The sequence below is a fragment of the Thermotoga sp. RQ7 genome, assembly GCF_000832145.1.
Classification (GTDB): Bacteria; Thermotogota; Thermotogae; order Thermotogales; family Thermotogaceae; genus Thermotoga; species Thermotoga neapolitana.
The window spans coordinates 444,256-466,976 of the sequence record NZ_CP007633.1; the positions used below are offsets into that span (position 1 = coordinate 444,256).

21 protein-coding genes and 4 tRNA genes are annotated in these 22,721 nt (G+C 49.3%); 21 read left to right on the plus strand and 4 right to left on the minus strand.

Annotated features, from left to right (window positions below; translation table 11 throughout):
- Positions 1 to 7: 7 nt before the first annotated feature.
- Positions 8 to 994 (minus strand): tryptophan--tRNA ligase, encoded by a 987-nt coding sequence (trpS, locus tag TRQ7_RS02320; protein ID WP_012645065.1) that lies wholly within the window; start codon positions 992 to 994, stop codon positions 8 to 10.
- Positions 995 to 1,045: 51 nt separating this feature from the next.
- Between trpS and TRQ7_RS02325 the strand changes: the two genes are divergently transcribed.
- Genes TRQ7_RS02325 through TRQ7_RS02335 form a run of 3 tightly spaced genes read left to right on the plus strand, consistent with a single transcriptional unit; the run spans position 1,046 to position 2,860 of the window.
- Complete coding sequence (locus TRQ7_RS02325) at positions 1,046 to 1,660, plus strand: DUF4897 domain-containing protein (RefSeq protein WP_012645066.1); 615 nt, start codon at positions 1,046 to 1,048, stop codon at positions 1,658 to 1,660.
- On the plus strand, positions 1,632 to 2,366 hold the full coding sequence (locus tag TRQ7_RS02330; protein ID WP_012645067.1) for an NAD-dependent protein deacylase: 735 nt from the start codon (positions 1,632 to 1,634) through the stop codon (positions 2,364 to 2,366). The genes TRQ7_RS02325 and TRQ7_RS02330 overlap by 29 nt, the downstream gene beginning before the upstream one ends.
- On the plus strand, positions 2,363 to 2,860 hold the full coding sequence (locus TRQ7_RS02335; protein WP_012645068.1) for a DUF6115 domain-containing protein: 498 nt from the start codon (positions 2,363 to 2,365) through the stop codon (positions 2,858 to 2,860). Before TRQ7_RS02330 ends, TRQ7_RS02335 begins: the two co-directional genes overlap by 4 nt.
- Here the strand turns inward: TRQ7_RS02335 and prmC are convergent.
- Both prmC and TRQ7_RS02345 read right to left on the minus strand, forming a co-directional pair.
- Positions 2,841 to 3,689, minus strand: a complete 849-nt coding sequence (gene prmC / locus TRQ7_RS02340; protein ID WP_012895896.1) for a peptide chain release factor N(5)-glutamine methyltransferase — start codon at positions 3,687 to 3,689, stop codon at positions 2,841 to 2,843. The two genes, TRQ7_RS02335 and prmC, sit on opposite strands and share 20 nt — an antisense overlap.
- Positions 3,638 to 3,946, minus strand: a complete 309-nt coding sequence (locus TRQ7_RS02345) for a metal-sulfur cluster assembly factor (RefSeq protein WP_012895895.1) — start codon at positions 3,944 to 3,946, stop codon at positions 3,638 to 3,640. The genes prmC and TRQ7_RS02345 overlap by 52 nt, the downstream gene beginning before the upstream one ends.
- A 70-nt stretch (positions 3,947 to 4,016) precedes the next feature.
- Between TRQ7_RS02345 and TRQ7_RS02350 the strand changes: the two genes are divergently transcribed.
- Genes TRQ7_RS02350 through TRQ7_RS02365 form a run of 4 tightly spaced genes read left to right on the plus strand, consistent with a single transcriptional unit; the run spans position 4,017 to position 6,670 of the window.
- Positions 4,017 to 4,301, plus strand: coding sequence for an MTH1187 family thiamine-binding protein (locus TRQ7_RS02350; protein ID WP_012645071.1), 285 nt, complete (start codon positions 4,017 to 4,019; stop codon positions 4,299 to 4,301).
- Positions 4,273 to 5,025, plus strand: coding sequence for an ABC transporter permease (locus tag TRQ7_RS02355; protein WP_012645072.1), 753 nt, complete (start codon positions 4,273 to 4,275; stop codon positions 5,023 to 5,025). The genes TRQ7_RS02350 and TRQ7_RS02355 overlap by 29 nt, the downstream gene beginning before the upstream one ends.
- Positions 5,022 to 5,966 (plus strand): ABC transporter substrate-binding protein, encoded by a 945-nt coding sequence (locus tag TRQ7_RS02360; RefSeq protein ID WP_012645073.1) that lies wholly within the window; start codon positions 5,022 to 5,024, stop codon positions 5,964 to 5,966. The genes TRQ7_RS02355 and TRQ7_RS02360 overlap by 4 nt, the downstream gene beginning before the upstream one ends.
- On the plus strand, positions 5,963 to 6,670 hold the full coding sequence (locus TRQ7_RS02365) for an ABC transporter ATP-binding protein (RefSeq protein ID WP_012895892.1): 708 nt from the start codon (positions 5,963 to 5,965) through the stop codon (positions 6,668 to 6,670). The genes TRQ7_RS02360 and TRQ7_RS02365 overlap by 4 nt, the downstream gene beginning before the upstream one ends.
- Here TRQ7_RS02365 and TRQ7_RS02370 read toward each other — a convergent pair.
- Entirely contained in the window at positions 6,654 to 10,901 is a 4,248-nt protein-coding gene (locus tag TRQ7_RS02370; protein ID WP_041844540.1) for an acyl-CoA dehydratase activase, read from the minus strand. The genes TRQ7_RS02365 and TRQ7_RS02370 overlap by 17 nt on opposite strands.
- 100 nt (positions 10,902 to 11,001) lie before the next feature.
- Between TRQ7_RS02370 and TRQ7_RS02375 the strand changes: the two genes are divergently transcribed.
- From TRQ7_RS02375 to pdxT, 14 genes are all read left to right on the plus strand, one after another.
- Positions 11,002 to 11,077 (plus strand) — tRNA-Lys (locus TRQ7_RS02375).
- A 5-nt stretch (positions 11,078 to 11,082) separates the two neighbouring features.
- Positions 11,083 to 11,169: transfer RNA gene (locus tag TRQ7_RS02380), tRNA-Leu, on the plus strand.
- Positions 11,170 to 11,180: 11 nt separating this feature from the next.
- Positions 11,181 to 11,255 (plus strand) — tRNA-Gly (locus TRQ7_RS02385).
- A 49-nt stretch (positions 11,256 to 11,304) separates the two neighbouring features.
- On the plus strand, positions 11,305 to 12,459 hold the full coding sequence (locus TRQ7_RS02390; protein WP_144399064.1) for a TIGR00529 family membrane protein: 1,155 nt from the start codon (positions 11,305 to 11,307) through the stop codon (positions 12,457 to 12,459).
- Positions 12,456 to 15,206: an excinuclease ABC subunit UvrA gene (gene uvrA, locus TRQ7_RS02395; protein ID WP_041843913.1), complete on the plus strand. Its 2,751-nt coding sequence runs from the start codon at positions 12,456 to 12,458 to the stop codon at positions 15,204 to 15,206. Before TRQ7_RS02390 ends, uvrA begins: the two co-directional genes overlap by 4 nt.
- 20 nt (positions 15,207 to 15,226) lie before the next feature.
- Positions 15,227 to 15,457 (plus strand): preprotein translocase subunit SecG, encoded by a 231-nt coding sequence (gene secG / locus TRQ7_RS02400; RefSeq protein ID WP_038066371.1) that lies wholly within the window; start codon positions 15,227 to 15,229, stop codon positions 15,455 to 15,457.
- 4 nt (positions 15,458 to 15,461) lie between these two features.
- Complete coding sequence (gene tyrS / locus TRQ7_RS02405) at positions 15,462 to 16,646, plus strand: tyrosine--tRNA ligase (RefSeq protein WP_012645079.1); 1,185 nt, start codon at positions 15,462 to 15,464, stop codon at positions 16,644 to 16,646.
- 103 nt (positions 16,647 to 16,749) lie between these two features.
- Positions 16,750 to 17,952: an S-layer homology domain-containing protein gene (locus tag TRQ7_RS02410; RefSeq protein WP_041843914.1), complete on the plus strand. Its 1,203-nt coding sequence runs from the start codon at positions 16,750 to 16,752 to the stop codon at positions 17,950 to 17,952.
- Between the two features lie 34 nt (positions 17,953 to 17,986).
- Positions 17,987 to 19,231, plus strand: a complete 1,245-nt coding sequence (locus TRQ7_RS02415) for a hypothetical protein (protein ID WP_041843915.1) — start codon at positions 17,987 to 17,989, stop codon at positions 19,229 to 19,231.
- Positions 19,232 to 19,298: 67 nt separating this feature from the next.
- Positions 19,299 to 19,387 (plus strand) — tRNA-Ser (locus TRQ7_RS02420).
- A gap of 37 nt (positions 19,388 to 19,424) precedes the next feature.
- Entirely contained in the window at positions 19,425 to 19,949 is a 525-nt protein-coding gene (locus TRQ7_RS02425; RefSeq protein WP_012310554.1) for an isochorismatase family cysteine hydrolase, read from the plus strand.
- A 10-nt stretch (positions 19,950 to 19,959) separates the two neighbouring features.
- Positions 19,960 to 21,255: a nicotinate phosphoribosyltransferase gene (locus tag TRQ7_RS02430; protein WP_041843916.1), complete on the plus strand. Its 1,296-nt coding sequence runs from the start codon at positions 19,960 to 19,962 to the stop codon at positions 21,253 to 21,255.
- Positions 21,256 to 21,268: 13 nt separating this feature from the next.
- Positions 21,269 to 22,150 (plus strand): pyridoxal 5'-phosphate synthase lyase subunit PdxS, encoded by an 882-nt coding sequence (gene pdxS, locus TRQ7_RS02435; RefSeq protein ID WP_012895886.1) that lies wholly within the window; start codon positions 21,269 to 21,271, stop codon positions 22,148 to 22,150.
- A gap of 3 nt (positions 22,151 to 22,153) precedes the next feature.
- Positions 22,154 to 22,720 (plus strand): pyridoxal 5'-phosphate synthase glutaminase subunit PdxT, encoded by a 567-nt coding sequence (pdxT, locus tag TRQ7_RS02440; protein ID WP_041843917.1) that lies wholly within the window; start codon positions 22,154 to 22,156, stop codon positions 22,718 to 22,720.
- The last annotated feature ends 1 nt before the right edge of the window (position 22,721 follow it).

The following is a 22,721-nucleotide window of genomic DNA, read 5'->3' on the forward strand; positions in this document are numbered from 1 at the left end:
TTTCACCTCAAAACATGAGATTCATTGCTTTCCTCACTTCCTCCATAGTTTGCCTGGCCACTTCCCTGGCCCTTTTCGTTCCTTCGAAAATCACATCGTCCACATAGTGTGGATCTTCGTCTATTCTGGAAAAATTCTCCCAGATCGGCATCAGTTTCTTCTTCATGTTCTTCAAAAGAAGCTTTTTGCAGTCAACACATCCTATCCTGGCCGTTGTACAGCCCTCCCAGACCCATTTGCTCTCCTCTTCGCTGATGTCGAACGCCTGGTGGTATTTCCAGACAGGGCAGTTCTCAGGATTTCCCGGGTCTGTTCTTCTCACCCTGGCAGGATCTGTCATCATTCTCAGAATGGTTCTTTCCAGTTCAACCTCTGAGATTTCAAGGTTTATGATGTTTCCGTAACTTTTGCTCATCTTTCTTCCATCTGTTCCCGGAAGTTTGGGTACCCTGGAGAGGATGGCATCCGGTTCGGGAAAGACCTCTGCGTACAGGTGGTTGAACCTTCTTGCGATCTCCCTTGTGAGCTCTATGTGGTAAACCTGGTCCTCACCGACAGGTACTCCTTCGGCCTTGTATATCAGTATGTCCGCAGCCTGAAGAACAGGGTATATGAGAAATCCTGCGGTGGAAAGGTCCTTGTAATTGAGTTCTTTCTTTATTTCCTTGTAGGTTGGAACTCTTTCAAGGCGCGATACGGAGACGATCATACTGAACAGAAGTGCAAGTTCTGCATGCTCTTTCACACCGGACTGGACGAACACCACGGACTTTTCAGGATCTATTCCACAGGCGAGAAACCCCCTCACCAGATCCCGTGTGTACTCTTTCAGCCGGGAAACATCGTCGTAGTGTGTTGTCAGGGCGTGCCAGTCGGCCACGAAATAGAAACACTCGTTCCCCTCTTCCTGAAGTTTCACCCAGTTTTCAAGAGCCCCCACCAGGTGACCTATGTGAAGTTTTCCCGTTGGTCTCATACCGCTCAGGATTCTCAACTTTTATCCCTCCGCTTTCTGTGGTAACATTTATTAAAAAAGAGAAGGAGTGTGAAAACGTTGAGTTCAAAAACCATCTACATTTTGCTCGTGATCATGGTGGTCTTCATGCTCGTGGAGTTTCTTTTTTTCTTCCTGGGAGGACGAGCTCCCTTTGAAATAGTATACTACAAGAGCACGATGGAGTACGATTATTCTGGAAATGCGACGTTTACCACGAACGCGAAGCTGTATTTCAAAGACGAAAAGAAAAAGGAAGAGTACAAGGCAAACTACGCCTCCGCCTCCAAAGAGGGACTGAATGAGTATTTCTCTCAGGTCAGCAAAGAGGTCGGAAGAGAGATAATCCCGCTGGACTACGAGGTGAGTGTTAGCGACTCTGGAGGCATGCTTGAGGTCACAGAGACCACTCTTCTGAAGGGCGCTGCACAGTTGAACGGTGATGTTCTGGACACGAGCATGGGAAGTCTCACACTGAACGTGCCAGGAGAGACAGAGATCGTTATGAAGCTGCCGGAAGACGCCACGGTGATATCGATCTTCCCCACTCCAACCGAGAGGGAAAACAACGTTCTGATATGGAGACCGAAGGAACCAATGAGATTTCCAAGCGTCATCTTCAAGAGGGTGACGGAGAATGAAGGAGTTTCTGAAACTGCTGAATGAATCCAGACTCACAGTTGTGCTCACAGGAGCCGGAATAAGTACCCCAAGTGGTATTCCCGACTTCAGAGGGCCACAGGGTATATACAGAAAGTACCCGCAGAACGTCTTCGATATAGACTTCTTCTACTCTCACCCCGAAAAATTCTATGAGTTCGCAAAAGAGGGTATCTTCCCCATGCTGGAAGCAAAACCAAACCCTGCACACGTTCTGCTGGCAAAACTGGAAGAGCGGGGACTCATAGAGGCCGTTATCACACAGAACATAGACAGACTCCATCAGAAAGCAGGAAGCAAAAAGGTCATAGAACTTCATGGAAACGTCGAAGAGTACTACTGCACAAGATGTGGAAAGGAATACACGGTGAAAGACGTTATGGAAAAACTCGAAAAAGACAGCGTTCCAAGGTGCGACGATTGTTCAGGCCTGATCAGACCAAACATCGTGTTCTTTGGAGAGGCATTACCTCAGAACGCCCTGAACGAGGCAATCCGCCTTTCATCGAAAGCCAATCTGATGATCGTGATGGGATCCTCTCTGGTCGTGTATCCGGCTGCCGAACTTCCCCTCATAACCGTTCGCGGTGGAGGAAAACTGGTCATCGTGAACATGGGAGAAACTCCGCTTGATGATCTGGCCACTCTGAAGTACAATATGGATGTTGTCGAGTTCGCCAACAATGTAATGAAAGAGGGAGGAATTTCATGAGTTTTCTCGATTACCTTGTAGTCCTATCGACACTGGGTACGGTGGTTTTTTCATGGACTTACCTTCTTCTTGGAAGGGAAAACGGTCAGAGAGAGCTGGACAGAGAGGAAATCGAAGAAAGAATAATGGAACTCATGGGAAAGTTTCGTTACATGTCTGCAAACAGGCTGGAACTACTTGAGAGAAAAACCCAGGAGATCAGAAGACTCATAGCAGAGGCGAACACCGCCATGTCGAAGTTGATGGTGAAAATGTCGGAGATGGAACGGCTGGAACTTTCCAAGGTGGAAATCACCGAAGAGAAAACCGTGAGAGAAGAACAAAAAACACAGAAAGAACCTGAAGACGACACAGAGAAGGATGCCGGTATAGAGAAAAAGATCGTCTCCATGTACGACAGAGGATTTTCTGAGATAGACATCGCCAAAAAACTCGGTGTCACGGTGGGGGAGGTCAGGCTGATCCTGCAGCTTTTCAAGAGGAACGTCGGTTGATATGAAGAAAACGATACCTGCCCGATGTGTCTTTGAGGAAGGCTGCCCCCGGTACGATCTTTTTTAACTCTTCCACCTGGTCTTCTCCTATCTCCATGAGAACGATCTTTCCTTCCGTACTGTACCTTCTGAAGAACTCTCTGTAGAAGTCAAGTCCGTCCTCGCCGGCAAAGAGAGCTTCTGAAGGCTCGAAAAGAACGTCCTGTGGAAGTCTGGCACTCATTTTTACATAAGGAGGATTGGAAAGGATCATCTCTATTTTCTCGTAATCTTTTTCGAACGGCTCCAGAAATCTTCCCCGCTTCACCACGAATCGATCCAGAACGCCGTGTCTTTTCGCGTTTTTCAGAGAAACTTCCACCGCCTTTTCGGAGATATCCGTTGCAAAAACGATTGCCCCAGAAAATTTCGCAATGCTCACTCCAATCGCACCACTTCCAGTTCCCACGTCGGCAACCACCCTTAAGCCGTATCTTTTGATCAGATCGAGTGCCATCTCAACGAGTTCTTCCGTTTCCGGCCTTGGAATGAACACACCCTCTTCCACGAAAAAAGAAAGTCCCATGAACTCCTTTTCTCCAAGGATGTAATGGAGAGGGTATCCATTTGCTCTTTTTTCCACCAGTTCTTTGATGATACTCTTTTCTTTTTCAGAAACGATGATGTCTTTTGTGACAACGTCTTCTTTTCTCACTCCAAGAACCTTTGCCGCTATCAGAATAGCCTCCAGAACTGGATTTTCTGCCACGTTCTTTAACTCAGAAGAAAGTTCTCTGATCAGATCCCAAACTTTTCTCTCAACTCCGGTGACATTCTCTCTGGCGTCCATGGCGGATCGAAGGTGAGCTCCACCTCCACGTTTCCAACGCCCTCTATCTTTTTTATGGCCTCTTCCGCGTCGGAGAGGATCATACCTGCCAGAGGGCACATGGGAGTCGTCATCGTCATGAGCACCTTCACGTTGTTCTGGTCATCGATCTGGATATCGTACACCAGGCCCAGACTCACCACGTCCAGTCCCAGTTCAAAATCTATCACGTTTTTCAGAGCGTTCAGAACGTCTTCTTTTGTCACCTTTTTTGGCATACACATCCCTCCCGGTTCCATTATACTATGATACAATTAAAATTAGAAGAACCAAATTGGGGGTGGCAGTGTGCCGAAGGTTACAGTTTCCATAAAAGTAGTACCTGCCGTGGAAGATGGAAGACTCCACGAGGTGATCGACAGAGCCATAGAGAAAATAGCATCGTGGGGCATGAAGTACGAAGTGGGACCATCCAGCACAACGGTGGAGGGAGATTTCGACGAGATCATGGATCGAGTGAAAGAACTCGCAAGATACCTTGAAAATTTTACAAAGAGGTTCGTTCTCCAGCTCGACGTGGACTACAGATCTGGAGGTATCACCATTGAGGAGAAAGTATCGAAGTACCGCTAAGTGGATCTTTCTGGTTGCCACTCTGGTCGTGTGGGAGTTCTCGAATGTACCGCAGTATCTTCTCCCAAAGCCGTCCTCCATCGTCTCCCAGATGATCTCACAGTGGAGAATACTGCTCGTTCACAGTCTGTACACCATAGCTGAGTCCCTCTCTGGTCTTGCAATCGGTCTTGTGATCGGTGTGGGACTCGCTGTGCTAATGGACACTTTCCAGTTCATCAGAGAGATACTCTATCCCGTGTTGATCGTTTCACAGGCAATTCCCATAGTCGCCGTGGCACCGCTTGTGGTCATCTGGTTCGGACTTGGAATCGGAACGAAGGTGGGTGTTGTGGCTTTCGTGACACTCTTTCCCGTGGCTCTCAACACCCTGGAAGGATTCAGAACGATAGATCCGGACGCACTGGACCTTTTCAGGGTGATGAAGGCAACCAGAACACAGATCTACAGATACCTGATAATACCCCACACGCTTCCTTACGTTTTCTCCGGGCTCAAGATATCCGCCACCTACGCCGTGGTCTCCGCCGTCATAGGTGAGTGGCTTGGTGCAGAGAAGGGACTTGGAATCTACATGATCAGAGCCATGAACACGTTCAGAGCAGACAGACTCTTTGTTTCCATCGTGATAGTGGTGATCCTGAGTGTGGCCGTGTTCAAGATGGTGGATCTACTTTCAAGAAGATTCACGCCGTGGTTTGAGGAAAGGAGGATGGTAACATGAAGAAGATACTGGTGCTTCTCTTTCTGATTCCCCTCGTCCTTTTCGCAGAGGAAGTAACGGTTGTTCTGGACTGGTATCCAAACACGAATCACACGGGACTCTACGTTGCCAAAGACCTTGGATACTACGAAGAAGAAGGTCTGAACGTGGAGATCGTACAACCCTCCAGGCTTACGGCGGAACAAATCGTGGCCAGCGGAAAAGCAGAATTCGGTGTCAGTTACCAGGAGGCGGTCACTCTCGCCCGGGGAGAGGGGCTTCCCATCGTCTCAATAGCCGCAGTAATACAGCATAACACATCGGGATTTGCATGGCTGAAGAGTGAAGGCATAAAGAGCGTGAAAGACTGGGAAGGAAAAAAATACGGAACGTGGGGATCTCCCATAGAAAGAGCAACGATAGAGTACATCATGAAAAAATACGGTGCTGATCCTTCGAAGGTGATCTTCGTGAACGTTGGACAGATGGACTTCTTCGCCGGGACCCTGAACGACGTGTTCGATTTCGCCTGGATCTTCTACGGGTGGGACGGTGTTGCAAGCAAGGTGAAAGGAATAGAGATAGAATTCCTCCCGCTTCGGGAGATAGACGAGGTCTTCGACTACTACACACCCGTTCTCATAACGAGTGAATCCCTGATAGAGAAGAATCCGGACCTTGTGAGAAGATTTCTGAGAGCGACGGCAAGGGGCTACGAATACGCCATTCAGCATCCTGTCGAGGCTGCAAAGATTCTGCTCAAATACGCTCCGGAACTCGATGAAAAGATAGTTGTCGAATCTCAAAAGTACCTCGCCGGCCAGTACAGGGCAGACGCCGAAAAGTGGGGATACCAGAAAGAAGAGGTGTGGAGGAGATACGCAGAATGGCTTCATTCGACGGGTTTTTTGAAGGAAATGATAGACGTGACGAAGGCCTTCACGAACGAATTTCTCCCGTGATCTCGGTGAGGAACCTGAAAGTTCGATACGGTGATCTTCAGGTGGTGGAGGATCTCTCCCTGGATCTTTTCGAGGGAGAGATCCTCTCTCTTGTTGGACCATCCGGTTGTGGTAAGACTACCATCGTGAAGGCCATTCTCGGTCTCATCCCGTATGAAGGAAACGTATTGATCTCCACATCCAGTGTGGGATACTGCCCTCAAAAAGACGTGCTCTTCGACTGGATGACGGTCTACGAAAACGCCACCCTTCCGCTCATTCTGAGGGGCAAAAAAGCTACAGAGAACGTGAAAGAACTGATCGAAAGGTTCGGCCTTTCGGGCTTCGAAGACAAACGTCCTTATCAGCTGAGTGGAGGTATGAGACAGAGACTTTCGGTCCTCAGGGCCGTGCTCTCGGGGAAAGACCTTCTGGTACTGGACGAGCCATTCTCATCGGTCGACGCGTACACGAGAAAGAAACTTCAGATATGGCTTTCAGAAGAGATACACAGGATGAAAAGCTCTGCCATACTGATCACACACGATGTGGAGGAAGCCGTGTTTCTCTCCGACAGGATACTGGTCCTTTCCCCACGACCCACGAAGGTATTGAGGGAGATCCTGGTACCATTTCCAAAACCGAGAACGCTCGAAGTGCTCTCGGATCCACTCTTTTCTGAGTTAGAAAAGAAGATTCTGGAGATCCTCATGAATCAACTCTGATCTTCTCCGAAGCACTCTCTGAAAATTCCTCCACAACACCCAGGCCGTCGATCACACCGTTGAGGTAGTTTCTCAGGCGTCTCACCTGGAACATGAAAGCCTCTAACTTACTCTGAACGGTAGGAGTGAATGGGTTTCCGTCGGACTCTATGTGTATCACCGGAAGGTCTCCAAACTCTTCCAGCACTTTCTTGATCTTCCCCTTTGCCTTGTGTTTCAACTCTTCCAATCCTCTCTTCACAATTGCTTCTGCTATTCTGCTCGGCATACAGCCGAACGGTCCGATGGAGATGATACCATCGTAATGTTCCACTATTTCGTGGAGAATCGTGCCGATCGTGAGGATCGCTTCACCCGTGAGCCTTGGGTTCAGGTAGTCCCTGGCGGATCTGACGATTTCCCTTATGTTCACCATGTGACCCCTGTAAAAGCCCGTTTTTTCCATGGTCCTTTTCACTCGCTTCTCTATGTACCTTTTCACCAGCAACTCTATGCGTTTTTTCAGCCTGTCCATTCCTGTGGAGTCCGGCGAGATCAACCTGTTCAGGAAGAGATAATCCGTGTAGTAGATCCATTCGTGAACGGGGGAGATGTGCATGACGATGCCGTTCTTTTCCATGAGTTCTTCCAGGTTCTTCCTGGAAAATTCATCCCTTCTGACGTATATTTCACCTGTCAGAAGCACCTTAGGAGCGTGTTCGTAGTCCATTCTCTTTTCAACACCCGAGAGTATCTCTGCAACTTTCTCGAGCGTTTTGAAGAACTTTCGAAGAGGATCGTTCGCCAGACTGAGCAGTATCTTTTCTTTGCAGCCCTCCACAACCTTCCTTGCTTCTTCTCTATCCTTTGCAAGCGTCATAACACCCCGTTCCACATCGAAGAAGACGTCCGATACAACCACCGCAAGCCAGGCCCTTATCCTGAAGGCGGTCCCCAGACCAGCGTAAGCGTTCTCCGAGTTGAGTCCAAAAAGCGTCACGTTCTCCACGTTGTTTCTGTCCAGCCACAGGTTCATGAATACGCTGTATTGTCCAAATCTGCATGGCCCCATCGTCTCTGGCATGAAGTAGAGAACGATTTCGTCCCGATTCGCCTTCTCTTTCACGTACTTTATGAGACTTCCAAGGGTGAGCTGAAGAGGCAGACACTCCTTCGACAGAGAGTTCCCCCTTCCGAGCTTGAACTCCTCCACATCCGGTGGTGGACATACATCGGATCTGACACCATAGTATCTGAACGCTGCAGAAAGACACTGAGAACCGAACTGTCCCATCGAAGGAAAGACGACCTTCACACGCTCGTCGTCGAGCGTTTTTCTCTTTCCATCCGGCGTGATGATGTAGAGTCTGTCCTTTTCCAGAACGGTGTAGGGTCTTTTCACCGGACTTTTTCCTTCTTCTTTTTTCTTCAGTTTGAGGTAACTTCTCACTATATCGATGAACGCTTCCACTCTTGTCTCCACACCCGCATCCGCCGTGTGACTGTCGAGTTCCAGCACCAGGGAAGGCTTCTTCCCCATGATGTCTCTGAAGTAGGAGATGATGAAAGAATCTGGTCCACAGCTGAAGTTGGTGATGTAGACACCGAAGAGTTTTGGGTGCTTTTCGACGAATCGGGCTGCCTTCAGTATCATCTCTCCCCAGGACCAGTACATGTTCCTGTAACCATCTTCTTTTTCGAAGGGAAGAGAGTCGAAGTTTATGATGGGTATTCCGCGGGTGGCGAACTTTTCTGGAATTCCCATGTTTGCATCGGAAGAAAACGCGTTGTAGGACCTTCCAAAGAGAACGACTCCAAACTCTGAACTCTCGAGAACTTTCAGAAAATCGTTCCACTGCTTTTTTATCGACTCGAACCTTTCACGAAAGACCGCCTTGGCTTTTTCGAAGGCTCTTTCCCCTTCTTCTCTCGATTTTCCTAGCTTTTCTGCCAGTTTGAGGAACTGTTCTCTCTCATCTCCACGTGAAAAGTCAAAATACTCCGTCACGAGCTTTTCTTTCAAAGACGGAAAGGCCGATGAAAGCCAGTCCGCTTCACTCTGAACGAAGGGACAGAAAACGTTGTAGTTCTCGGAATTTTCCACCTTTATCCCACGTATTCTGGGAACGAAGATCAAATCCGGATTTTTCGAAAGAAGGTCGTACATGTATCCATGGGAGAGTTCCACTGGGAAACAGAACTCGGAGTTCTTCATTTCCCAGCCACGTCTGTCGGATTTTTCAGGAACGATCACCTCGAATCCCAGTTCCTCCAAAAATGTGTAGAACAGAGGAAAGAGGTTGTTCATCGCAAGAGATCTGCTCAGACCGATCGTCTTCGATGAACCCTTTACATGTTCGAAATCAAAGATGTACCTTTCTCTTTTTTTCACGAAATTGTACTTCGTGCTGTCGACGTTCAGGTGTCTCACCACGTTTTCGTACCTGTTGCAGGCACCACCGAAGGGGAACCTCTTTCCATCGATCTCTATGATCCTGATTTCACACTTTCTGTCACACTTTTCTTTTCCACCAGGGCAGATGAACGTTCCTCTGTATCTGACCTCTCTGGATATCAACTCTTTCAGATCGAATTCTTTCTCCTTCAAAAATCCAAGTTCCAGATTCTCTTTGGTGAGGAGTGCTACGCCGTAGGCACCCATCAGGCCGGGATGAGGGGGAACCACGATCTTTTTTCCGACAAGGGCGGCCATGGCAACGGGAACGGCTCTGTTGTAGCAGACTCCGCCTTGCATGAAGATCTTCTTCCCAACGGGTCTGTTTCCTTTTACCCTGTTCAGATAGTTCATGCACACAGAGTACACAAGCCCCGCACAGATGTCTTCTTTGGAGATACCTTCGTTCACAGCGGTTTTGACATCGCTTCCTATGAAAGCAGCACACTGGTCGCTGAAGTTCGGCGGGTTTTCGCCCTTCATGGCGAGGTCCCCGATCTCCGTGTAATGAACCCTCAAAGATTCCCCTGCAGCTTCCTCGAGGAAGGATCCCGTTCCGGCAGAGCACGCCTCGTTCATGGCATAATCGGTGGGCACACCGTTCACCAGATAAGTGTATTTCGCATCCTGACCGCCTATTTCGAAGATGGTATCCACTTCCGGATCGAAGTGAGCCGCCGCCCTGGCATGGGCCATGATCTCGTTGTAGACGGCATCGGTCTGTGAGTAAAGTCCCACGATCTTTCTTCCAGAACCTGTAACACCCAGACCGATTATCCTCACCCTGGTTCCGTTCAACTGTTCGAGGATCGAAGTGTAACACTGTCGTGCCGCCCTTATGGGATCACCGAGGGTTCTCAAATACACACCGGCGAGAATGGCGTTGTCTTCGTACCTCATCAGAACTGCCTTCGTGGTAGTCGATCCAACGTCTATTCCCAGAATACACACGTCACCATCTTTTGCTTCCTGAAAGGGCATCTCCTTGAACTCCACCAGATGAGCGTACTTTCTCAGGGGCTCATGTGTGGGAAAGCTGGATCTTTTTTCTTCCTTTATCACGAAAGTGCGCTTTGTTTCGATCCTGTTTGCGATCCCCCAGAGGTACGCCCCGAACGCTTCGAAGAACAGGGCTTCCTCGGGAACAACAACGTCGAGAAATCTTCTCAGGTGCTTCAGCATGAGTCTGTTCCTGGTCGTACCTCCAACAAGCAGGATCTTTTTCACGTTCGCCTTGTGTGCAAGTTCGACGATTTTGTCGGCCATCACCTTTCCAAGACCGTTCAGAACCAATTCTTTTGGCACTCCCTTGTTCAGAGCGTGTGTGCAGTCGCTTTTGCAGAAAACCGTACATCTGGAGGAGAGTTCGTAATAGTCTTCCACATTCACCCTGTTTGCTTCCTCGAGGGAGATCCCCATTCTCTGAAGCTGTTGCAGGAAAAATTCACCCGTGCCCGAGGCACACTTGCTACCCGTGTATATACCCGTTATGATTCCCTTCTCGTTCACCCTGTAGAGTACGGTGTTTTCCCCGCCCGCACTGACTATGGCCTCCACCCGACCGTATTTCTCCATAAGGTGTCTGTAGGCGACCTCCGTTGCTTCGGCTTCGGAGATCTGGGGAAGATCTATCACTTCTCTTGTCTTGCGCCCGGTGAGGACAACGGGACCTTTTTCGAGGAAGGTGGGTATCATGGAAGAAAGGAGTGCAAGCGGGTCTCCGTTGTGGGGAAGATTGCCCTTCCCGCTTTTGCTGTAGAAAGATACGCTCGAGGATCCAACGCACACACCGGTCATTGGCATCACCTCTTTGTTGGATATTTTAACACCAAAAGATTTCATCCTCAACTTTTCCCCCTTGAAATCCTCTGCAGTCTGTGATATCATTTGTACCGGCGACCCGGTAGCTCAGCAGGCAGAGCACCTGACTTTTAATCAGGGGGTCGTGGGTTCGAATCCCACCCGGGTCACCAGTGGTGCGAGAGTGGCGGAACTGGCAGACGCGCTGGACTTAGAATCCAGTGGGCTGAAGCCCGTGTGGGTTCAAGTCCCACCTCTCGCACCAGGATAGAGCAGGCGGGTGTAGCTCAGTGGTAGAGCACCAGCTTGCCAAGCTGGGGGTCGCGGGTTCGAATCCCGTCGCCCGCTCCAGAGAAGAGAAGGGGGATATCCCCTTCTTCTTTTTCTTTGATGGAGGTCGATGCAGTTGTACACCTTCTCCGTGGTGACCTCTCTGATAACGATCGTTATCACTCAGAGAATCCTGAAGAAACTCTCCCTGTCTCTCCTGTCCGGAGTGGCTGTCTTGTTTCTCATACTGAGAATTTCCAGCGTGGTTGAAATTGCACTGCGTGTTCTGACATCTTCCTCGTTCTGGTCTCTTCTGTCGACTGTGTTTCTGATCTATCTTCTTTCTGGTATGATGGAATCATCCGGTGATTACAGGAAATTCTCTAAAGAGATGAGAAACATCTTCTCCAAAAACGTGGATTCGTTCGTTCCTGCTCTCATCGGACTCATGCCGATGCCAGGTGGCGCACTTTTCACCGCCCCAATGGTGAAAAACTCCCTTCCAGATGAAAGTCCCCTGAGACTTGCCGTCAAAAACTACTGGTTCAGACACACGATAGAATTCTTCTGGCCCATATACCCTGCAGTGGTACTCGTATCAGAACTTTCCGGTGTCCATGTGAGCAGCGTTTCTTCAAAATTGTTTCCCGTTTTTGTCCTCGCCTTCATAACGGGATGGCTGTTTTTCAACGGAATGCAGATTCCCCGTCTGTCGAGACCAGGTTCTATCTCCAATCTTTTTGTGCTCCTTCCCATCACCGGAACTGGCCTTATGATTCTGGCGTTCCGGGTACCGGGCTGGCTCGCCCTCCTTTTGAACACAGCAGGATACACCGTCTTCAGAAGAAAGTTCTTTCTGAGTGCTCTGAAAAGCACCCTCAGAAAATGGGATGTTTTCGTTGTGCTCTTTCTTGTTTACTGTTACAAGGTTGCGATCGACACCATGAACGTGGGAGAAAAAATCGCCCATGAGTTTCTGGAATGGCACATCTCTCCGTTTCTTCTTCTCTTTTTTCTTCCCTTCGTATCCGGTGTCTCCACAGGAATAACACAGGCGGCGGTCGGTATTTCTCTTCCCGTTGTTCTCAGTATGTTTAGCAAGGAGTACGCTATATACACCTACATGTTCGCTGTGGGTGGTGTTATACTGTCTCCGGTTCATCTCTGTGTGGTTCTTTCCGCGAAGTTCTTCAGAGTCGATGTGTTTGAAATTCTCAGAAGGGTCTTTTTCCCACTGGCGCTCACTCTGGTCTTTGGTGCCCTCATCCTGGGGGTGATCACGTGAACGAGATCGTCGTGAGAGGGGCAAGGGTGCACAACCTGAAGAACATAACGGTGAGGATACCGAAGAACAAACTCGTCGTCATAACGGGACTTTCGGGTTCGGGGAAGTCATCTCTTGCGATGGACACCATATACGCAGAGGGACAGAGAAGGTACCTGGAGTCCCTTTCCACGTACGCAAGACAGTTCCTCGGCGAACTCAAAAGACCGGATGTGGACGAAATAGAAGGACTCTCCCCCGCCATCGCCATAGATCAGAAGACGGTCTCGCACAACCCCAGATCCACGGTGGGAACGGTGACGGAGATCTACGATTACCTGAGAGTTCTCTATGCCAGAATAGGAAAAGCGCACTGTCCTGAGTGCGGCAGGCCGCTCGAGAAGAAAAGTGTCGACGAAATCCTTCAGGATCTGTTCAACTCGTTCAGAGAGGGAAGTCGAATCTACATCCTCGCTCCCATCGCAACGGAGAAGAAGGGAACCTTCAAGAAGGAAATCGAGGAGTTCGCCTCGAAGGGTTTCACAAGAGTTGAGATAGACGGGGAAATGTACAGACTCGAAGAGGTGCCCGAACTTGACAAAAACAGAAGGCACACGGTGAAACTGGTGGTCGATAGATTGACTCTGGAAAGCAAGAATGAGCACAGAATACTGGACAGTCTGGAACTTGCGATGAGAGAAGGAAAGGGCTTTGTGGAAGTCAGAAACGTGGACTCTGGAGAGAGCAGAACCTTCAGCGAAAACCTCATGTGCCCCGTGTGTGGAATCGGCTTTCCTGAGATCACGCCGAAACTGTTTTCGTTCAACAGCCCGTACGGAGCGTGTCCCAACTGCCATGGACTCGGTTTCACGTTCGAGGTGGACCCGTCACTTGTGGTGGATGAAGAAAGAAGCGTGCTGGATGGTGCGATCATCCCCTACAGATGGGACAGGAGACTCTCGAGGTGGGTGGCAAGGGAGCTGGAAAGAAGAGGTTTTTCCGCAGAGGTTCCCTTCAAAAACCTCCCCGAAGAGGCGAAGAAGTTTGTGTTGTACGGCGATGATCACTTCGAAGGAGTGGTACCGAAGGTTGAAAGATGGCACAGGGAAACCGAGTCTTCCGAAATGAAAGAGTGGCTGGAGAAAAACTTCGTCGTTCAGAGAACGTGTTCTCTCTGTGGTGGAAAGAGACTGAACAGAGAGGCCCTCTCTGTGAGAATAAATGGCCTGAACATACACGAGTTCACCGAGCTTTCCATCGAAGAGGAACTGGCGTTTCTGAAAAATCTGAAACTCACAGAAAGAGAGCAAAAGATCGCTGGAGAACTTTTAAACGAGATCGAAAAGAGACTTGAGTTCCTCATGGACGTTGGCCTTGGGTATCTGAACCTCTCAAGATCCGCCACCACTCTTTCGGGTGGAGAATCCCAGAGAATAAGACTTGCAACGCAGATAGGATCCGGTCTTACGGGGGTCATATACGTCCTCGACGAACCCACGATCGGCCTCCACCCGAGAGATACAGAGAGGCTGGTGAGGACCCTGAAGAAACTCAGAGACCTCGGAAACACGGTTATCGTGGTAGAACACGACGAAGAGGTGATCAAGAGCGCCGATTACATAGTGGATATTGGACCGGGTGGGGGTGCAAACGGAGGGCGTGTGGTGTTTCAGGGCAGCGTGGAGGAACTGATCAAAAACCCAAACGGTTCTTTGACCGGAGAGTACCTCTCCGGGAAGAAAAAAATCCCTCACAGAGGAGTGAGACGACGCCCCTACGGATTTCTCAAACTGAGAGGTGTTCGTCACAACAACCTGAAGAACATAGACGTTGAGATTCCCCTCGGAGTCTTTGTCTGTGTGACCGGAGTTTCTGGATCGGGAAAGTCTTCTCTTGTCATGGAAACGCTTTATCCTGCCCTCATGAACGTTCTTCACGGAGCAAAGCTCCCGGTCGGCGAGTTCGACTCCCTGGAGGGCGTTGAGAACATAGACAAAGTGATCGCGATAGATCAATCACCGATCGGAAGGACTCCAAGGAGCAATCCTGCGACCTACACGAAGGTGTTCGATGAGATACGCACCCTCTTTGCAATGACGCCCGCAGCAAAAGCTCGTGGCTACACGAAGAGCAGGTTCAGTTTCAACCTGAAGGGAGGAAGATGCGAGGCCTGTCAAGGCCAGGGTTACGTGAAGATAGAGATGCTCTTTCTTCCAGACGTTTACGTGGAGTGCGATGTTTGCAAAGGAAAAAGATACAACAAAGAAACCCTTGAGGTGACGTACAGGGGAAAGAACATTTCTGATATACTCGATATGACGGTGGATGAAGCACTGGAATTTTTCAAGAATGTTCCTCCTATAAGGAGGACTCTTCAGGTTCTTCACGATGTGGGGCTCGGTTACATAAAACTCGGCCAGCCCGCAACAACGCTATCAGGCGGGGAGGCACAGAGGATAAAACTCGCGTCTGAGTTGAGAAAGAAAGACACGGGAAGAACGCTCTACATACTCGACGAGCCAACGGTAGGACTCCATTTTGAAGACGTGAGAAAACTCGTAGAAGTCCTTCACAGACTCGTTGACAGGGGTAACACGGTTGTGGTCATAGAACACAACCTCGATGTAATAAAGAACGCAGACCACATCATAGATCTCGGACCTGAGGGAGGAAAAGAAGGAGGGCGCATCGTGGCGACCGGTACTCCCGAAGAGGTGGCAGAAAATCCCTCTTCCCACACCGGAAGATTCCTGAAAGCTGTGTTATAATGCCTGGGGAGGTGCTGTGGATGAAGACGTTTTTCCTCATCGTTCACACCATCATAAGTGTAGCCCTCATCTACATGGTCCAGGTGCAGATGTCGAAGTTCTCAGAACTCGGTGGGGCCTTTGGAAGCGGTGGGCTTCACACCGTTTTTGGAAGAAAGAGAGGCCTCGACACCGGAGGAAAGATCACACTCGTTCTCTCTGTACTCTTTTTCATCTCCTGCGTGATAACAGCGTTCGTTCTGACGAGGTGATGGGATGACTCCGGAGGAACAGGTGAAGATCCTTAAAAGGAACGTGGTCGATCTCGTCAGTGAGGAAGAACTCCTCGACAGAATAAGAAGAAAAGGAAAACTCCGTGTGAAACTCGGTGTTGATCCCTCGCGGCCAGATCTTCACCTTGGCCACGCCGTTGTGCTCAGAAAACTGAGGGAATTTCAGGATCTGGGGCACACGGTCGTTCTCATCATAGGAGACTTCACGGCCAGAATCGGAGATCCGTCGGGAAGAAACGAAACACGGCCCATGCTGACGAAGGAAGAAGTGCTCGAGAACGCAAAGACTTACCAGGAACAGGCTTTCAAGATACTCGATCCTGAAAGAACAGAACTTCGTTTCAACGGCGAATGGCTCGATCGGATGACTTTCGCCGACGTGATCGTTCTCGCCTCCAAGTACACGGTGGCGAGGATGCTCGAAAGAGACGACTTCGCCAGAAGGTTCAGGGAAGGCATCCCCATCACCATATCGGAGTTTCTGTACCCCCTGGCGCAGGCCTACGACTCCGTTGCGATCCAGGCAGACGTGGAACTGGGAGGTACCGATCAGCTCTTCAACCTCCTGGTCGGAAGGAAGATCCAGGAAGAGTACGGACAGGAGCCACAGATTGTCATGACGATGCCGATCATCGAAGGAACGGATGGAAAACTCAAGATGAGCAAAAGTTATGGAAACTACATCGCGTTCAACGACACACCAGAAGACATGTACGGAAAACTCATGTCCATACCCGATGAACTCATCATAAAGTACATGAGGCTCCTCACGGACATTCCAGAAGAGCAGATTGAAGAATACGAAAGAAAGATGAAAGAGGGAAAGATCAATCCAAGGGATGTGAAGATGGTTCTTGCCTACGAGATCACGCGTTTCTTCCATGGTGAAGAGAACGCAAAAAAGGCTCAAGAACACTTCGTGAAGGTCTTTCAGAGGAAAGAGCTCCCGGATGAAATGCCCGTTGTTGAACTTTCCCAGGAGATGAACATCGTTGATCTTCTGGTGAAGATAGGAGCGGTCTCCAGCAGAAGTGAGGCGAAAAGGCTCATCTCACAGGGCGGCGTTTACCTGGACGGCGAGAGGGTGGAGGACATAAAATTCATCGTAAAGCCCGACGGCGAGAGGGTTTTGAGGGTTGGAAAGAAAAAATTCTACAGGATTTCCTGAAACGGAGACAAAAAAACTTTAGAAAACCCTTGAATTTGCTTTGGTCATGATGGTATAATCACCACAGGATTTAACGTAATCAATGTGAAGGGAGGTTTGTCCCATGAAGAGAGTTCTTCTTGCCATCACCGTGATTTCGGTTTTCTTCTCAGCGGCTTTTGCATTCTTCCCTGATGTTCCAAAGGATCACTGGGCCTACGAGTACGTCTGGAAACTCTGGCAGAGGGGTATCTTCATAGGCTATCCCGATGGTGAATTCAAAGGGGACAGGTACATCACCAGGTACGAAGCCGCCACGGCCGTGAGCAGGCTCCTCGATTTCATCGAACAGAAGATGCTCTCAGGAGTCTCTGGAAACCTAACCCAGGTCGTTGGAAACCTTTCGGACAAGTACATGGCTCTCGAAGAAAGAGTGAACAGCCTGGAAAGTGTCCTTGACACCCTGGCAGCCCAGATAGGCACCACCCAGGTCAACGTCAAAGAAACAGAAAGAGAAATCCTCGCCAAGATCGACTCTGCGAAGGAAGAACTCGAGGCAAAGTTCGAAGAAGAGATCTCTCTGAACAGGGAAGTTGTGAACAACGTGGGTCTCAGACTCGGAAACCTCGCAAGAGACTATGAGAGGTACAAGGAAAGCGTTGACACAAAGATAGCCGAAGTGAACGACAAACTCGCCGCCCTCGAGAAAGACCTTGGAAACAAACTCGCCGATCTCAAGGCCATGGTTGATCTCCACGAGAAAGACATCATAAACATTTACAACAAGATCAGTTCCGTTAACGAGGAACTCAACAAGAAGATTTCCGCAACGGAAGAGAAACTCTCCAGAAGAGACGAAGAGATCTCTGCAATGGTGGAACTTCACGAAAAGGACATCATAAACATCTACAACAAGATCTCCACACTCAACGAAGATCTAAACAAAAAAATACTTGACACGAAGGCCGAACTTTCTGCTAAAATAGAGTCACAGGAGAAAACGTTGAACATGGTCTACACAAAACTCCTCGACACAGAAAGCAAATTGAACGATGAAATTTCCGCTCTCAAGGAAAAGGATGCGGAGATACAGAAGACGGTTGATCTTCATGAACAGGATATCGTCAACCTCTACGGAAAAACGTCGTCTCTCGAAGAAGACCTCAACATGAAGTACAACGAGACTAACGAAAAGATCGATCAGGTGAAGGCGGAACTCGAGGACAAAATCGAAAGCGTGAAGGCTTACAACAGGAATCTCAGCATCCTCACAGGTGCGTTCTTTGGAATTCTCGGTCTCATTCTGCTTGCAATCAGTGGTAAATAACTCAAAATTTCATTCTGAGGGGAGGTAAGATGTTATGAAGAAGCTTCTCACACTTCTGGCGGTTCTGGGATTGCTCTTCACAGCAGCAGTTGCAGCCGAGTTACCTTTCAAGATGGGTACCTGGGGTAACCTGGTATTCACAGCCATCATCGACGAGGAAGGTATCGATCTCACACAGACAGGAGCCTCTTACGGAAGCTACATGGTGACTTTCTCGCAGACCTTTGGTTCAACAGTGACAGTGAACTTCTCCTTCAACGGATCTGGTCTAAGCCTCAACACTGCTGATTTCTGGCTAAAGCTTGAAACACCCCTGTTCGACGCAGAGTACAACCCGACAGCCATCATCGCCGATGATTACATCTTCTACGTGAGCCCATCCAACGCCGGTTATACGGAAGAAGCTATTCCCAATTACACCGTGACACCGAAACTTGGAATCGAGGGACTTGGACTCACATTCTACTATGCAGATCTTGTAAGTGAAACAGATCTTAACGATGCCACAACAACAACGGGGAACTTCTTCGACGATGCAATCGGTGTCAAGGTCTCCGTTACAAACCTTGATCTTGTCGATGCAACACTGTTTGGTGCGTTCTACGACACCGACATCGCTTCAAGCACAAGCACCTACGCATACGGTCTCCATCTGAACCTCACTGGAAAGGACGTTCTCGACGGTCTCGTGGTTGACCTTGCTTACACGAGCGACAACGCAACAAGCAACTACATCGTTTACGCAGAATACTCCAAAGAATTCGACTTCGACGTTGTCAAACTCACAGTGACACCGTACCTCAACTACTCCGAAGGAGCTGCCAAGTTCTACGATAACAACTCGTACATAAGTTACGAAGGATGGGACAGTGACACCGTTGATTGGGGTAAGAAATACTTTGGAGCCACCGTTCTTGCTCAGGCAAATCCCGTTGATTTCCTGACGGTTTACGCTGGTGTTAAACCATTGATCTACCTTGATGGCAGCAACAGCTACGAACTTCCCGTGAGAGCAGGTGCGCTTCTTGACTACGAAGGATTCAAACTCTTTGGAAACCTCAGACTCGATGCTGAAAAATCTGCCGACAACTTCTGGTACAACGTCGGTGCAGCCTACAAGTACGGAGAACTCCTCGCGGGTGTGCTCTTTGGAACGTACAGGGACAACGACTACGATTTCTTCACAACTCAAACACTTCTCGACACAAATCAGGATGGAAATACAACACTTGATGAACCAACATTCTTTGGATTCATCACCTACAGGCTCGCATTCTAATCCACACCACCGCAAATCAACCCCCGGCACTTGCCGGGGGTTTTGTTTTGTTGTATAATTTAAAACTGGAGGCGTGTCCGAACTGGCTAAGGAGCCGGTCTTGAAAACCGGTGGGCCGGAAGGCCCGTGTGGGTTCGAGTCCCACCGCCTCCGCCAGCCCCGCACGGGGCTTTTCTTTTTAGGGGGTGAAAACGTGAGAGCCCTTCTTGTGGTGGACCTCCAGAGGGATTTCGTTGACAAAGACGGTGCTCTTTACTTCGAAGGAGCAGAGAAGGTGATCGATCCCATTTTGAAGTGGGTTGAAGAGTTCAAAAAGGAAAACCTTCCCATCATCACCACACAGGACTGGCACGATCCTGAAGACAGAGAATTCAACATCTGGCCAAAACACTGCGTTGCAAACACTGATGGTGCAAGACTCACTGAAAAACTCGAGAAAGCTTTGAAAGATTATCCCAATCACTTCTCTGTGAAAAAAAACCGTTACAGTGCCTTCTACAACACGAATCTTGAAAAGATAATCAGAGACAACGAGATAGACGAAGTTTACGTTTGTGGAGTTGTAACACACATCTGTGTGCTCTTCACCGTCGAAGAGTTGAGAAACAGGGATATCCCTGTTAAAATAATCACTGAAGGCGTTGCTTCTTACGATGAAGAGCTTCACCGCTTTGCACTGAGGGAAATGAAAGAAATTTTAGGAGCAGAATTCATTTGAGGTGATCAATGTGAAAAGACTCAGTCCCGAGGTCTTCAAGGTTCCCATCGACCGCATCAGGAACGGTTACTACTCGGACATATACTTCATAAACTATGTGAAGGTCTTGAAAAGGGACAACCGCCATCCACGGGTGTACTATCAGTTCTTTCCGAGGAAAGACGCCGTAATCTGCGGAATTGACGAGGCCCTCGCCATTCTGAAGTTCTGCACGGGATACTACAAAGACGAGGAAAAAGCGAGGGAACTCTTCGAAGAGATCTTGAAATTAGACAAAGAAATGCAGGCTGCTTCAGTTGAAATGGACGTTCAGAAGATTCTGGAGCTCACTCAGAAAAAGTGGGACCTCAGATTGAAACTGAACGATCTTTGGGTAGACAAATGGGATGAAATAGAAGTACACGCCCTCTACGACGGCGAGGAAGCGAAAGAAGGAGAGCCGATAATGACAATAGAGGGAGATCCCACCTATTTCGGGTATCTCGAAACGGTGCTTCTCGGTGTGATCGCAAGAGCCACCAGCACGGCAACGGCCGTCAAGAAAGTGGTGAAGGCAGCGAGAGGAAAACCCGTGCTCTTTTTCAGTGCCCGTTTCGATCACTACTGGGTCCAGGCAACAGACGGCTACGCAGCTCTCAAAGCGGGGGCCTTTGGAGTTTCTACAGACGCGAACGCAGACTACTGGGGTGTCAAGTCCATGGGAACGATGCCTCACGCACTGATCGCATGTTACAACGGGAAAACAGAAGATGCCGCCATCGCCTTCGACAAACACATGGAGGAAGACGTGAACAGAATCATACTCGTGGACTGGGACAACGATGTGATAGGAACCACCTTCCGTGTGATAAAGGCTTTCTATGAGTACGTCATGAAAAAGCCATTCAAACTGGGAGTAACGGACCCATCACCTATCATAGGTCCCGGAAAGAACAGAATCTGGGGAGTGAGGTTCGACACGGCGGGTAATCTGAGAGACAAATCGGTGATCCCGAAGGATGAGTCTTCCTTCGGGGTGTGCCCGGAACTCGTCTGGAGAGCCCGTCAGGAGTTCGACAAAGTGGGGCTCAAGGATCTGAAGATAGTCGTCTCCGGAGGATTCGACGAGAAGAAGATAGATCTATTCGAAAGATTGGGGGTACCGGCAGACGCGTACGGTGTTGGTTCTCGCCTGCTGAGGGAGAAGGTGGATATCACGGCAGACATCGTTGAAGTCAATGGAAGACACTGCGCAAAGGTGGGAAGATACAAGATAGAAAATCCCAGATTGAAAAAAGTGGGGAAACGCTACTGGGAGGAAGAGTGAGGAGGTGAATGGAATGGAAATCAAAAAGGGTACCTGGATCATAAAGAAGGGTTTTGCGGAGATGTTCAAAGGCGGTGTCATCATGGACGTCACCTCTGCTGAACAGGCGAAGATAGCAGAGGAAGCGGGAGCGGTCGCTGTCATGGCGCTCGAGAGGGTACCTGCGGACATCAGAAAAGAGGGCGGAGTTGCAAGGATGGCCAGCATAGCAAAGATCAGGGAGATCATGGAAGCAGTTTCCATACCCGTCATGGCGAAGGTGAGGATCGGCCACATCGCAGAAGCGAAGATCCTCGAGGAACTCGGAGTGGATTTCATCGACGAGTCCGAAGTACTCACACCTGCCGATGACAGGTTCCACATAAACAAACACGAGTTCAAAGTGCCCTTTGTCTGCGGTGCAAGAGACCTGGGAGAGGCATTGAGAAGGATAGCAGAGGGTGCTGCGATGATCAGAACCAAGGGTGAGGCAGGAACGGGAAATGTCGTTGAAGCGGTGAAGCACATGAGAAGGATGATGGAACAGATAAAGCAGGTGACGAAGATGGAAGACGAAGAACTCGTTGCGTACGGAAAAGAGATAGGTGCTCCGGTGGAGCTTCTGAGAGAGGTGAAGAGACTCGGAAGGCTCCCCGTTGTGAACTTTGCAGCGGGAGGCGTGGCAACACCGGCGGACGCTGCCCTCATGATGATGCTCGGAGCAGACGGGGTCTTCGTGGGTTCTGGTATCTTCAAGTCGAAAGATCCCAGGAAGATGGCGAAGGCAATGGTTCTTGCCGTGACCTACTGGGACAACCCGAAGATACTCCTCAAGATCTCTGAAGACATAGGAGAGCCCATGAGAGGACTCGATGTGGAAGAACTCGAAGTGAGAATGCAGGAGAGAGGGTGGTAAGGAATGAAAATCGGTGTTCTTGGGGTTCAGGGAGATGTCAGAGAACACGTGGAGGCGCTCCACAAACTCGGTGTTGAAACGCTGATTGTGAAACTCCCGGAACATCTTGACATGGTCGATGGATTGATACTCCCCGGTGGAGAATCCACCACCATGATCCGCATCCTCAAAGAGATGAACATGGATGAAAGACTGGTGGAGAGGATAAACGACGGCCTTCCTGTCTTTGCAACGTGCGCTGGCGTCATACTCCTTGCAAAGCGCATCAACAACTACAAACAGGAAAAATTGGGTGTTCTGGACATTGCCGTGGAAAGAAACGCCTATGGAAGACAGGTGGAAAGTTTCGAGACCTTCATCGAAATACCAGCAATAGGAAAAGATCCGTTCAGGGCGATCTTCATCAGGGCACCAAAGATCGTGGAAACCGGCAAAAGTGTGGAAATCCTCGCATACCACGAGGATGATCCCGTACTTGTGAAAGAAGGAAAGATTCTGGCGAGTACATTCCATCCCGAACTCACCGACGATCTAAGGCTCCACAGATACTTCCTGGAGATGGTGAAGTGAT

Coding starts and splice junctions, on each gene's coding strand:
- TRQ7_RS02335 (WP_012645068.1), top strand. CDS start 2,363: ATGAGTTTTCTCGATTACCTTGTAGTCCTATCGACACTGGGTACGGTG.
- TRQ7_RS02390 (WP_144399064.1), top strand. CDS start 11,305: ATGCAGTTGTACACCTTCTCCGTGGTGACCTCTCTGATAACGATCGTT.
- TRQ7_RS02370 (WP_041844540.1), bottom strand. CDS start 10,901: ATGACCGGTGTGTGCGTTGGATCCTCGAGCGTATCTTTCTACAGCAAA.
- secG (WP_038066371.1), top strand. CDS start 15,227: ATGAAGACGTTTTTCCTCATCGTTCACACCATCATAAGTGTAGCCCTC.
- TRQ7_RS02360 (WP_012645073.1), top strand. CDS start 5,022: ATGAAGAAGATACTGGTGCTTCTCTTTCTGATTCCCCTCGTCCTTTTC.
- TRQ7_RS02410 (WP_041843914.1), top strand. CDS start 16,750: ATGAAGAGAGTTCTTCTTGCCATCACCGTGATTTCGGTTTTCTTCTCA.
- TRQ7_RS02415 (WP_041843915.1), top strand. CDS start 17,987: ATGAAGAAGCTTCTCACACTTCTGGCGGTTCTGGGATTGCTCTTCACA.
- TRQ7_RS02345 (WP_012895895.1), bottom strand. CDS start 3,946: ATGCCAAAAAAGGTGACAAAAGAAGACGTTCTGAACGCTCTGAAAAAC.
- prmC (WP_012895896.1), bottom strand. CDS start 3,689: ATGGACGCCAGAGAGAATGTCACCGGAGTTGAGAGAAAAGTTTGGGAT.
- pdxT (WP_041843917.1), top strand. CDS start 22,154: ATGAAAATCGGTGTTCTTGGGGTTCAGGGAGATGTCAGAGAACACGTG.
- tyrS (WP_012645079.1), top strand. CDS start 15,462: ATGACTCCGGAGGAACAGGTGAAGATCCTTAAAAGGAACGTGGTCGAT.
- TRQ7_RS02330 (WP_012645067.1), top strand. CDS start 1,632: ATGAAGGAGTTTCTGAAACTGCTGAATGAATCCAGACTCACAGTTGTG.
- pdxS (WP_012895886.1), top strand. CDS start 21,269: ATGGAAATCAAAAAGGGTACCTGGATCATAAAGAAGGGTTTTGCGGAG.